11 protein-coding genes are annotated in these 11,682 nt (G+C 72.0%); 4 read left to right on the plus strand and 7 right to left on the minus strand.

Annotation, left to right across the window (positions count from 1 at the left end; genetic code table 11):
• Window positions 1–76 precede the first annotated feature (76 nt).
• Genes ACWCV9_RS27890 through ACWCV9_RS27905 form a run of 4 tightly spaced genes read right to left on the minus strand, consistent with a single transcriptional unit; the run spans window position 77 to window position 3,146 of the window.
• Window positions 77–562 carry a MarR family winged helix-turn-helix transcriptional regulator gene (locus tag ACWCV9_RS27890; RefSeq protein WP_450790595.1) on the minus strand — a complete coding sequence of 162 codons (486 nt, stop codon included), beginning with the start codon at window positions 560–562 and terminating at the stop codon, window positions 77–79.
• Window positions 563–590: 28 nt separating this feature from the next.
• On the minus strand, window positions 591–1,352 hold the full coding sequence (locus ACWCV9_RS27895) for an energy-coupling factor ABC transporter ATP-binding protein (protein WP_450790597.1): 762 nt from the start codon (window positions 1,350–1,352) through the stop codon (window positions 591–593).
• Window positions 1,340–2,101, minus strand: coding sequence for a cobalt ECF transporter T component CbiQ (gene cbiQ / locus ACWCV9_RS27900; RefSeq protein ID WP_450790599.1), 762 nt, complete (start codon window positions 2,099–2,101; stop codon window positions 1,340–1,342). Before cbiQ ends, ACWCV9_RS27895 begins: the two co-directional genes overlap by 13 nt.
• Window position 2,102: 1 nt before the next feature.
• The gene (locus ACWCV9_RS27905; protein ID WP_450790600.1) at window positions 2,103–3,146 is read right to left on the minus strand and encodes an energy-coupling factor ABC transporter permease; all 1,044 of its coding nucleotides are present in this window, start codon (window positions 3,144–3,146) and stop codon (window positions 2,103–2,105) included.
• A gap of 149 nt (window positions 3,147–3,295) precedes the next feature.
• On the opposite strand from ACWCV9_RS27905, the gene ACWCV9_RS27910 reads away from it, so the two are divergent.
• Entirely contained in the window at window positions 3,296–3,634 is a 339-nt protein-coding gene (locus tag ACWCV9_RS27910; protein ID WP_450790602.1) for an SsgA family sporulation/cell division regulator, read from the plus strand.
• Between the two features lie 23 nt (window positions 3,635–3,657).
• Here the strand turns inward: ACWCV9_RS27910 and ACWCV9_RS27915 are convergent, their stop codons facing one another.
• From ACWCV9_RS27915 to ACWCV9_RS27925, 3 genes are all read right to left on the minus strand, one after another.
• Window positions 3,658–5,328: a penicillin-binding transpeptidase domain-containing protein gene (locus ACWCV9_RS27915; RefSeq protein WP_450790604.1), complete on the minus strand. Its 1,671-nt coding sequence runs from the start codon at window positions 5,326–5,328 to the stop codon at window positions 3,658–3,660.
• Window positions 5,329–5,424: 96 nt separating this feature from the next.
• A complete protein-coding gene (locus ACWCV9_RS27920; RefSeq protein ID WP_450790606.1) occupies window positions 5,425–7,056 on the minus strand; it encodes a penicillin-binding transpeptidase domain-containing protein in 1,632 nt (543 codons plus the stop codon).
• A 149-nt stretch (window positions 7,057–7,205) separates the two neighbouring features.
• On the minus strand, window positions 7,206–8,954 hold the full coding sequence (locus ACWCV9_RS27925; protein ID WP_450790608.1) for a dolichyl-phosphate-mannose--protein mannosyltransferase: 1,749 nt from the start codon (window positions 8,952–8,954) through the stop codon (window positions 7,206–7,208).
• A gap of 137 nt (window positions 8,955–9,091) precedes the next feature.
• On the opposite strand from ACWCV9_RS27925, the gene rsmI reads away from it, so the two are divergent.
• From rsmI to ACWCV9_RS27940, 3 genes are all read left to right on the plus strand, one after another.
• Complete coding sequence (gene rsmI, locus ACWCV9_RS27930) at window positions 9,092–9,940, plus strand: 16S rRNA (cytidine(1402)-2'-O)-methyltransferase (RefSeq protein ID WP_450790609.1); 849 nt, start codon at window positions 9,092–9,094, stop codon at window positions 9,938–9,940.
• A gap of 304 nt (window positions 9,941–10,244) precedes the next feature.
• Complete coding sequence (locus ACWCV9_RS27935) at window positions 10,245–10,658, plus strand: hypothetical protein (RefSeq protein WP_450790611.1); 414 nt, start codon at window positions 10,245–10,247, stop codon at window positions 10,656–10,658.
• A gap of 70 nt (window positions 10,659–10,728) precedes the next feature.
• On the plus strand, window positions 10,729–11,625 hold the full coding sequence (locus tag ACWCV9_RS27940; protein WP_450790613.1) for a TatD family hydrolase: 897 nt from the start codon (window positions 10,729–10,731) through the stop codon (window positions 11,623–11,625).
• Window positions 11,626–11,682: the final 57 nt, after the last annotated feature.

Genomic DNA, 11,682 nt, shown 5'->3' on the forward strand with positions numbered 1-11,682 from the left:
ACTGGCCGGTAGGTCCGTTGCGCTGTCCAGGGGTGGGGCAACCGCGGGTAACGCGGGGTCAGTACCGGTAAGGGAATCAGTGCCGGTCGGCCGCCGCGTCGGCGCGCTCGGTGAGCCGCCACAGCTCCTCGCGCAACCGGGCGACCCCCTGGGCGTCGAGCCCCGTGGTGGTGAGCAGGGTGCCCGGCACACGCGCCGCGCGCTCCCGGAGCTCCTCCCCGCGCCCGGTGCACGCGACCAGCACCGAGCGCTCGTCACCCGCCGCGCGCTCCCTGCGCACCAGCCCCGCCGCCTCCAGCCGCTTCAGCAGCGGGGAGACGGTGCCGTAGTCCAGGCGGAGGGCGCGCGCCAGATCCTTCACGCTGGTCTCGCCGCGCTCCCACAGCACCAGCAGCACGAGGTACTGCGGGTAGGTGAGCCCGAGATCGTCCAGCAGCGGACGGTAGGCGGCGGTCACGGCACGCTGCGCGGCGTACAGCGCGAAGCACAGCTGGTCGTCCAGCAGCAGCGACCCCGCGGCCCCATGCTCGGCTCGGTCCTCATGTCGCGTCACACCCCCCATTCTCCCGGACCCGCCCCAGCGCCCCCGCCTAACCCTGCGCCGGCGTCACCGCACGCGGGTCGAAGCCGAACGGCAGCTCCAGGCGATGGGCTCGCATCAGCTCGTCGTCGGAGAGGAGCGCGCTCGTGGGGCCGTCCGCTGCGATCACGCCGTCGCTGAGGATCAGCGAGCGGGGGCAGAGTTCCAGGGCGTACGGCAGGTCGTGGGTGACCATGAGGACCGTGACGTCCAGGGAGCGCAGGATGTCGGCGAGTTCGCGGCGGGAGGCCGGGTCGAGGTTGGAGGAGGGCTCGTCCAGGACCAGGATCTCCGGCTCCATGGCGAGCACGGTGGCCACCGCGACGCGCCGGCGCTGGCCGAAGGAAAGATGGTGCGGCGGCCGGTCGGCGAAGTCCTGCATGCCGACCCGCTCCAGGGCGTGCCGTACGCGCTCCTCCAGGGCCGCGCCCCTGATCCCGGCGGCGGCCGGTCCGAAGGCCACGTCCTCCCGCACGGTCGGCATGAACAGCTGGTCGTCCGGGTCCTGGAAGACGATGCCGACCTTCTGCCGGATGGTCGCCATGTGCTCTCGGTCGACCGGCAGCCCGGCCACGGTCACCGTGCCGGTGCCGCCGCCCAGGATGCCGTTGAGGTGCAGCACGAGGGTGGTCTTGCCGGCGCCGTTGGGGCCGAGCAGCGCGACCCGTTCGCCGCGCGCGAGGGAGAAGTCGACGCCGAACAGGGCCTGGTGCCCGTCCGGGTAGGCGAAGGCCAGTCCGGCCACTTCCAGTGAAGGTGTCACAGAACCCATCCCAGGAGACAGACGACGAAGGCGGCGCAGGGCAGGGCGAGCGCGCGGCGCCACTCGGCGCGGGACGCGGTCACCTCGTCGATGACCGGCATCGCACCGGCGTACCCCCGGCTCATCATGGCCAGATGCACGCGCTCCCCCCGCTCGTAGGAGCGGATGAACAGCGCGCCGGCGGACTTGGCGAGCACGCCCCAGTGCCGCACGCCCCGCGCCTCGAAGCCGCGCGACTCACGGGCGATCCGCATCCGGCGCATCTCGTCGGTGATGACGTCGCCGTAGCGGATCATGAAGGAGGCGATCTGCACGAGCAGCGGCGGCAGCTTCAGCCGCTGGAGCCCGAGCAGCAGTTCGCGCAGCTCGGTGGTGGCGGCCAGCAGCACCGAGGCGGCGACGCCCAGCGTGCCCTTGGCGAGCACGTTCCAGGCGCCCCACAGCCCGCTCACGCTCGGCGAGAGACCCAGCACCTGCACCCGCTCGCCCTCCGCCACGAACGGCATCAGCACCGCGAACGCGACGAACGGCACCTCGATGAGCAGCCGCCGGAGCAGGAAACCGGCGGGCACACGCGCGTGGTGCGCGACCGCCGCCAGCAGCACGGCGTACCCGGCGAACGCCCACATCGCCTCGCGCGGGGTCGCGACCACGACCACCACGAACAGGAACGCGGCGGCGAGCTTGGTGTGCGGGGGCAGGCCGTGCACCGGCGAGTGCCCGTGCCGGTAGAGCCTGTGCGCGTGTCCGGCGCCCATCTCAGACGCTCGTGTTCACGGGGGAGACGTCCTCGGTGCGGCGCCTGCGCAGGGCCCAGAACACCGCGCTGCCCGCGACGACGGTGACCCCGACGCCGATCACGCCCGCGAGACCGCCGGACAGCCGGGCGTCGGAGATGTCCTTGACGCCGTAGCCGGCGAGCGGGGAGTCGGCGGCCGCGTGCTGCCGCTCGGCCTTGTCGATCCCCTTGTCGTGCGCGACCTTCTCCAGGCCGTCGGGGTTCGCGGAGGCGTAGAAGCTGACGAAGCCGGCGAGGACGAGGGAGGCGAGGAGACCGGACATCCACAGTGCGCGCCGCGAGGTGCGCGCCGCGACCGGCGCGGTGGGCGCCGGAGCCTCCACGAGTGCGCCGTTCACGCGCAGCTTGAGCCGCTGCCGCAGTCCGCGCGCGCCGTGCACCAGGTCCGGGCGTACGGCGATGACGGCGCTCACGGTGAGCGCGGTGATGACCGCCTCGCCGATGCCGATCAGCACATGCACACCGATCATCGCGGTGGCGACCTTGCCGAGGGAGACGTCGGTGGTGCCGCCCACGGCGTAGATCAGCGTGAAGGCGACCGCCGCGGCCGGCACGGACACCAGGGCGGCGACGAAGGAGGCGATGGTCACCGAGCGCCGCTTGCGGGGCAGCACGGCCAGCAGGGCGCGGAAGACGGCGTACGAGACGACCGTGGTGACGAGCGCCATGTCGGTGATGTTCACGCCGAGCGCGGTGAGCCCGCCGTCCGCGAACAGCACGCCCTGCATGAGCAGCACGATGGACACGCACAGCACGCCCGTGTAAGGCCCCACCAGGATTGCCGCGAGCGCACCGCCCAGCAGATGGCCGCTTGTTCCCGCCGCGACGGGGAAGTTGAGCATCTGTACGGCGAAGATGAACGCCGCCACCAGGCCCGCCAGCGGGCCCGCCTTCTCGTCGAGTTCTCGGCGGGCGCCGCGCAGGCTCACCGCGAGGGCGCCGGCGGCGACCACTGCGGTGACCGCCGAGGTCGGGGCGTCGATGAATCCGTCAGGTACATGCACCGTTTGATTTTAGGGCCTTGTTGCGAATCCTTTGCAAGAGAGACAAAGTCTCGTCTCCCACCGGGGCGCGAACCGGAAAATGTGCGACATTGGAGGGGAAGCGGATGAACAGCTTTCGCATAGGTCACTCAGCGTGAGAGGGCGGTCCGATGTCTGTGGTCGAACAGTACGCACGCGCCCATATCGTCACGGACGAGGAGGACCCGGGGGCCGTACCCGTAGTGCTGCGGTACGACCCCGACGCGGATCCCCGGTCCGTCCGGGTCGGCCTGCCGGGACCGCACGAGTGGACCTTCTCGCGCGCCCTGCTGGAACGGGGACTGAGGTCGCCGGCCGAGAGCGGTGACGTACGGGTGTGGCCGTGCGGGCGCGTCCAGGCCGTGGTGGAGTTCCACTCCGACCACGGCGTGGAGGTGGTGCAGTTCGAGTCCAAGACGCTGCTCAGGTTCCTGCGCCGCACCTACACCGCGGAACCCGTACGGGGCTGAGCGGCCGGGCCCTACGGGTCCCGTCAGCCGCCCATCTTCAGCAGGGCCGCCACGATCGGGCCGGCCGTGTCACCGCCGTGACCGCCCGCCTGGACCACGCCCGCGGCGGCGAGATCGCCGCGGTAGGCGGTGAACCAGCCGTTCGGCTTCTGCTGGCCGTCCACCTCGGCGGAGCCCGTCTTGGCGCCGTAGTCCCCGCTCATGCCCGCCATCGCCTTGGCGGCCGTGCCGTAGTCCGCCGTGAACCGCATGACCTCCTTCAGCTGGGACCGGACCTTCGACGCCATGGTGCGCGTGGCCTTCGCCAGGGTCCGGTGGTCCACCGAGGGCGACACCAGGTACGGCTGGTGGAAGGCGCCCGACTCGACCGTGGCCGACACCGAGGCCATGTTCAGCGGGTTCATCCGCACCCCGCCCTGCCCGATCAGCGAGGCACCCATCTGCGCGCCGCTCTGCACCGGCACGGCGCCGTCGAAGGAGGGCACGCCGATGGCCCAGTTGTTCATGCCGAGGCCGTAGACCTGCTGCGCCTCCTGGGTCAGGTCGCGGTCGGACAGCTTCGGCGCGAAGTCGATGAAGGCGTTGTTGCAGGACGCGCCGAAGCTCTGCTTGAACGTGCCCTTCTTGATCTCCGAGCCGTCGTCGTTGTGGAACGTCCAGCCGGCCAGCTTGTACTTCTTGGGGCACGGATGCGACGCGTCCGCGGTGACCAGCCCCTTCTCGAACAGCATGGTCGAGGTGACGATCTTCATCGTGGAGCCGGGCGCGAGCGAGCCCTGGAAGCCGACGTTGAAGCCGTGCCCGCTGTTGGCGACCGCGAGGATCTCACCGGTCGAGGGCCGCAGCACGACCACCGAGGCACGCGCGCGCCGGCCGACCTGCTGCTCGGCCGCCGCCTGGAGGGACGGACTCAGCGTGGTCCGCACCGTGCCCGGCGTGCCCTTGCTCAGCTCCAGCAGCGTTCTGTCGGACAGCCCGGCCTTGCGGGACGCCGTGCCGCGCACCACGCGCAGCTCCACGCCCGCCTTGCCGCCGGCCGTCTTGCCGTACTTGTCCCGCAGGCCGTCCAGGACCGTGCCCAGCGACGGGTACTTGGCGGCCGTCAGCTCGCCGCCGTCGCGGTCCATGGCCTTGACCGGCGGGGTGCCGGACTCGCCGGTGACGAGGGTGTCGCCGTCCTTCAGGTCCGGGTGGACGACGGCGGAGTGCCAGTCGACCAGCGGCCGGCCGTCGCTCGGCCGCCGTACGACGGTGAGCGAACTGCCGTAGGCCAGCGGCTTGCCGAGCTTGTGGTACGCCACCGTCGCCTTCACGGAGAACGGCACCTTCGCGCCCGTGGCCCGGCCCGGGGTGAGCGTGACGTCCTTCAGGCGGGCGTCCTTGGTGTAGCCGGTGAGCAGGGAGGCGGCCGCCGACGGGTCGTCGGTGGCGGCCGCCGCCTCGGTGACCCGGCCCTGCTGCCAGGCGGTCAGGAAGCGGCTCGCGGCCGTGCGCACCTCGGCAGCGCTGAGCGGGCCGGTCTTGACGACGGCCTTGTGGTCGGCCGTGGCGGACGTCTGCTCGTCGGCCGCCGCGCCACCGCCGGTCAGCGCGTAGACACCCAACCCGGCGCCGCCGACGACCACGGCGAGCACCCCGCCGAGCACGGCAGGCCGGGTCTTCCGTCGCTCGGCGACGCGCCTTCTCTTGCCCACGGTCTCGATTCCTCCGCCACTTCCCCAGGGTCCCCGCAGCCCTCACCGTCCCCAACGACGGCAATCACCTTAAAGTCCCTGCCTCGGCGGGTGATGTCAGCGGGCATTCCGTAGCACGCTTGCGACAATCGGACCGGCCGCGTCGATGCCGTGGCCGCCGTCCTGGACCATCGCCGCGGCCGCCACGTCGCCCCGGTAACCGGCGAACCAGCTGTCGGACTTCGCCTCGCCGTCGACCTCCGCCGAACCGGTCTTCGCGCCGATGTCCCCGCCCAGCCCGGCCATCACGCCGGCCGCCGTGCCGCTGTGCGCGGTGCGGCTCATCATGCCGCGCAGCTGCGCGACCGTGGCCGCCGACAGCCCACGCGCGTGTGCCGGTGTGCGGCCGTCCAGCTGCAGCGGCACGATCACCGGCTGGCGGAACGTGCCGGTCATCGCGGTCGCCGTCACGGAGGCCATGTTCAGGGGGTTCATCTGGACCTGGCCCTGGCCGATGAGATTGGCCGCGGTGTCCGGGCCGCCGGAGGCCGGGACCCGGCCGTCGAAGGTCGGCACGCCCACCTGCCAGTCGTTGCCGATCCCGAACCGCTGTTCGGCCTCCTGGGTGAGGGAGTCGACCTTCACCGAGTCCGCGAACTTCACGAACGCCGTGTTGCAGGAGCGGGCGAAGTCCTCCGAGAGGGTGGCCTTCTCGTTGGGCGCCATGCCCTTGAGGTTGTGGAAGGTCTGGCTCTGCCACACGGCCGTGTCCGGGCAGGGCGCGGAGCCGTTCGCCGTGGTCAGCCCGGTGTCGATGAGGGTCGCCGCGCTGATGATCTTCATGGTGGAGCCGGGGGCGCGTTCGCCGAGGAAGGCCGCGTTGAAGCCGTCCGCGCGGTTGTTGGCGACGGCGAGGATCTCGCCGGTGCTCGGCTTGACCGCGACCACGGAGGACTCGCCGTACGTGCCGACGGCCTTCTCGGCCGCCGCCTGGGCGCTCGCGCTCAGCGTGGTGCGCAGCTTGCCCGGGCGGCCCTTGGCGAGCGTCAGGAGCGAGGTGTCGGGCGCGCTGCCCTCATGGCGGATCACCAGCTCCACACCGGCCCGGCCGCCCGCCTTGTCGCCGTACCGCTTGCGCAGCTCGTCCAGGATCGGCCCGAGCGAGGGGTACTTCTCCTTCGTCAGGACGGCGCCGTCACGGTCCACCGCCTGGATCGGCGCGGTGGCCGACGTGCCGGTGACCAGCGTGTCGCCCTTCTTCAGCCGCGGATGCACCAGGGACGGCTGCCAGTCCACCAGCGCGCGGTGCGAGGTCTCGCCGCGGACGACGGTCAGGCTGCTCCGGTACGACAGCGCGTGCGACGTTCCGCCGTACGACACCGTTGCCTCGACCGTGAAAGGCACCGTGCTGCCCGTCGGGGTGCCCGGGGTGATGTGCACCTGGCCGATGTGCGCGTCCCGGTGATAGGCCGTCAGCAGCTCCTCGGCCGCCTGCGGGTAGTTCGTGTACGACGCCGCGCTCGCCGCGTCGCCCTTCTGCCAGGCGGCGAAGAAGGCGCCGGTCGCCTGCTTCACCTCGGTGTCGCTCGGCGGACCGGTCCGCACGGGCGCCGACTTGGTCTCCGGGCCACCACCCGTCCCGCCGTCACCGCCGAGCACGGACAGCACGTTGTAGGCGCCGTACCCGCACCCCCCCAGCACCACGGCGCACACACTCCCGATGAGCGCACCCTTCACCCCACTGCGCATCCGCGCACCCCCGTCTCCCCGTAGAACCCGCCGCGTCCGGTCTTGAACGCGTTCAAGAAGGTTGCCGTGAGGCACGGTATGCGCTTGTGGAGCCGCTGTGACCGAAGTTGCTCAAACTGTGATCGGACTCGCGCGTGTCGCGCGTGCGTTCAGACCCAGGTATCCAGCCACATCCGCGACCGCCACTGGTCGATCGGGATGGCCGTGCCGGTGTACAGGGGCCAGAAGTAGATGAAGTTCCAGGCGATCAGCAGGACCAGGACGCCCGCCGTCGACGCGCCGATCACCCGGCGGGTGTCGCTGGAGCCCGGGGGGCCGACGATCGCGCCGATCATCATCGCCACCGCCAGACACAGGAACGGCAGGAAGACGACCGCGTAGAAGAGGAAGATCGTCCGCTCCTGGTACAGGAACCACGGCAGATAGCCGGCCGCGATCGCGCAGGCGATGGCGCCGGCCCGCCAGTCGCGGCGGAACGCCCAGCGCCACAGCACGTACAGGATCGCGAAACACGCCGCCCACCACAGCAGCGGCGTACCGATCGCCAGCACCTCGCGCGCGCACTTCTGGCCGGCGTCGGCCGGGCAGCCGTCGGCGCCGGGGTTGGGCGACTCGTAGAAGTACGACACCGGGCGGCCCAGCACGATCCAGCTCCACGGGTTGGACTGGTACGTGTGCGGGGACGTCAGGCCGACGTGGAACTCGTACACCTCGTGCTCGTAGTGCCACAGGCTGCGCAGCCAGTCCGGCAGGAAGGTCCAGCTGCCGCCCTTGCCGTCGGTGGCCGCCCAGTTGCGGAAGTAGCCGCCGCTGCCGTCGGTGGGGGAAAGGATCCAGCCGGTCCAGGAGGCCAGGTAGACGGCGATCGCCACCGGAACCGTCGCCAGGAAGGTGATGCCGGTGTCGTACTTGAGAGCTGCGGCATACGGGTGACGGGCACCGGCCACCTTGCGGGCGCCCACGTCCCACAGCACCGCCATCACACAGAACGCCGCCAGGATGTACAGGCCGTTCCACTTCGTGCCGCAGGCCAGGCCCAGCATCAGGCCGGCTCCCCAGCGCCAGGGCCGCAGCCCGAAACGGAAACCGTCCGCCACGGCCGCGTCCGGGCGGACCCGGCCGTCCGGCCCGGCGGGCAGCGCGGCCGCGAGCCGCGCCCGCGACCGGTCCCGGTCGACGATCAGACAGCCGAACGCCGCCACCACGAAGAACATCAGCACCCCGTCGAGCAGCGAGGTGCGGCTCATCACGAAGTGCAGCCCGTCCACCGCCATCAGCGCGCCCGCCAGACAGCCGAGGAACGTCGAGCGGAACATCCGGCGCCCGATCCGGCACAGCAGCAGCACGCTCAACGTGCCCAGCAGCGCCGTCATGAACCGCCAGCCGAACGGGTTGAACCCGAACATCAGCTCGCCCAGCCCGATGACGTACTTGCCGACCGGCGGATGCACGACGTACGCCGCGTCCGTCGGCACCGCGAGATGGCCGTGGGTCTGGAGGACCAGATTGTTGGCGTTCTTGTCCCAGTTGACCTCGAAGCCGCGGTGGACGAGCGCCCAGGCGTCCTTGGCGTAGTAGGTCTCGTCGAATATCACCGCACGCGGGCTGCCCAGGTTCCAGAACCGCATCAGGCCCGCCATCAGCGTCACCAGCAGCGGCCCGCCCCAGCCCGACCACCGGGTGATCCGCTCGGCCAGGACCGGCGGCACCCCGAGCGCCCGCCACAGCCGGGGGCTCGGCTCGGCGTACGGCGGCACCAGCCGGTCGCGCACGTCGCCCGCGGGCGCGTCCGCGGCCGGCGCGTAGCCGAATCGGCGCAGCCGCTGCTGCCACGACGGCCGCCGGTCGTGCGGTGCCCGGCCCTGCCGGAGGTCCATGGAGGACGCGGTACTGGTCACCGCGCCATCGTAGGGAACCGTTCTGTGCGAGTCCCGTGCATGTGCCCTACCGGCCACGCGCGCGCGTGTTCCTTCCCCGGACCGGCGCCCGCCGCAGCGGGTGCGTGCCGCCACGGCGGCCCTGGGAGGATGGGGGTGTGACTGGAACCCTTGTCCTCGCAGGAACCCCCATCGGCGACATCGCGGACGCGCCGCCCCGGCTGGCCGAGGAGCTGTCCGGCGCCGACGTCGTCGCCGCCGAGGACACCCGGCGGCTGCGCCGGCTCACCCAGGCGCTGGGCATCACCCCCAAGGGCCGCGTCGTGTCGTACTTCGAGGGCAACGAATCCGCCCGCACCCCGGAGCTGGTCGAGGAACTGCTCGGCGGAGCGCGCGTCCTCCTGGTCACCGACGCGGGCATGCCGTCGGTCTCCGACCCCGGCTACCGGCTGGTCGCCGCCGCCGTGGAGAAGGACATCAAGGTCACCGCCGTCCCCGGGCCGTCCGCCGTGCTCACCGCGCTCGCCCTGTCCGGGCTGCCCGTCGACCGGTTCTGCTTCGAGGGCTTCCTGCCGCGCAAGGCGGGGGAGCGGCTGTCCCGGCTGCGGGAGGTGGCCGGTGAACGGCGCACCCTGGTCTACTTCGAGGCCCCGCACCGGCTCGACGACACCCTCGCCGCCATGGCCGAGGTGTTCGGCCCGGACCGCCGGGCCGCCGTCTGCCGCGAGCTGACCAAGACGTACGAGGAGGTACGGCGCGGTCCGCTGGCCGAGCTGGCCGAGTGGGCCGCACAGGGCGTGCGCGGGGAGATCACCGTCGTGGTCGAGGGCGCCCCGGAGGCCGGCCCCGAGGAACTGGGCGCCGAGGAACTGGTCCGCCGGGTGCGGGTGCGGGAGGAGGCCGGGGAGCGCCGCAAGGAGGCGATCGCGGCCGTGGCGGCCGAGGCGGGAGTGCCGAAGCGCGTCGTCTTCGACGCCGTGGTCGCCGCCAAACGCGCCGCGGAATGAGCCCGCGCGCCCCCTCCGGCGGGGTTTCCGCGCCTACCGGAAAACCGCCTCTGAGCAGGGGCGTTCTCGGTTGAGCGGGCGGCCCATGGGAGGGCAAAAGGCTGTCGCCGAAAGCAAAGCCCAACAGGGGTGAACGGGGCTTTTTGGCAAGGGACGTCCAAAACGCATCCAACACTCGACAGGCCTGATGCATTCACGCCGGCAGAGGCGTCCACTGGTCGAAGGGACGCACCCGTCCCTCGCCCCGGCGGATTTCGGGAACCGCTGCGCCGGGGTGCTTGTCCAGCGGACAAGAGGAGCTGGCATGAGTGAGATCGCAGGGCAGACCGGCCTCCGCGGTACGGCCACCGCCGTCGTTCACGAGTCGTACTCGTTCGCGTGCATGCGATGCGGACACGGCTGGGAGCAGTCGTACGAGATAGAGCACCACACGGACGCCGACGGGCACGAGTTCGTGCTGTACGTGGCCGACGGCGAGATCGTGCCGTCGCCGCTGAGCCGGCCCAACTGCCAGAACTGCGACGGCCATGTGGTGCGCATCATGCGCGCGGGGCAGGTGTCGTCGGTGCGCAGCGCGGCCGAGGGCCGTCGCCACCAGGCACCGCAGGCCGGACCCGTCGAGGCGCCGGAGGTGCCGGCGCAGGGCGCCGGGACCGGGGAGCACCACCACTGGCATCTGTCCGACCTCCTGCACGCCTTCCACCGCAAGGCCGGCTGAGGCGTCCGCCCGGCCTGGGCGCGGGGAAGACGCCCGCGGCCGAGGGCAGCGCCTTTCGTAGGATCGGGGCATGCCTTCGAACGCCGGCCAGAGCTCCAAGGACGACAAGAACGCGGCCCCGCCGCTCCCGGTGCCCCTCCGGGTGCCCGTCGCCGACTCCCACACCCACCTCGACATGCAGTCGGGCACGGTCGAGGAGGGCCTCGCGAAGGCCGCCTCGGTGGGCGTCACGACGGTCGTCCAGGTCGGCTGCGACATCAAGGGCTCACGGTGGGCCGCCGAGACCGCGGCGGCCCACGAGAGCGTCCACGCGGCCGTCGCCCTGCACCCCAACGAGGCCCCGCGCATCGTCCACGGCGATCCCGACGGCTGGTCCCGGCAGGGCGCCCGCCGGCCCGGCGGCGACGCCGCGCTGGACGAGGCCCTCGCCGAGATCGACCGGCTGGCCGGGCTGCCCCAGGTGAAGGGTGTCGGCGAGACGGGCCTGGACTACTTCCGCACCGGTCCCGAGGGCAAGGCGGCCCAGGAGCGGTCCTTCCGGGCCCATATCGAGATCGCCAAGCGGCACGGCAAGGCGCTCGTCATCCACGACCGCGACGCGCACGCCGACGTGCTGCGCGTGCTGAAGGAGGAGGGCGCGCCCGAGCGCACCGTCTTCCACTGCTACTCCGGCGACGCCGAGATGGCCGCGGTCTGCGCCCGCGAGGGCTACTTCATGTCCTTCGCCGGCAACGTCACCTTCAAGAACGCCCAGAACCTGCGCGACGCCCTCGCCGTCGCCCCGCTGGAGCTGGTCCTCGTGGAGACCGACGCGCCCTTCCTGACCCCGGCGCCGTACCGCGGACGGCCCAACGCCCCGTATCTCGTTCCGGTCACGGTGCGCGCCATGGCCGCCGTGCGCGGCATCGACGAAGACGCCCTGGCGACCGCCCTGGGCGCGAACACCGCCCGCGCCTTCGATTACTGAGAGTACGCCAATCGTAACCGGCCGATAACGTCCGCACCCGCCCGGCTCAGGGCAGAT

The sequence above is a fragment of the Streptomyces sp. NPDC001606 genome (assembly GCF_053596835.1).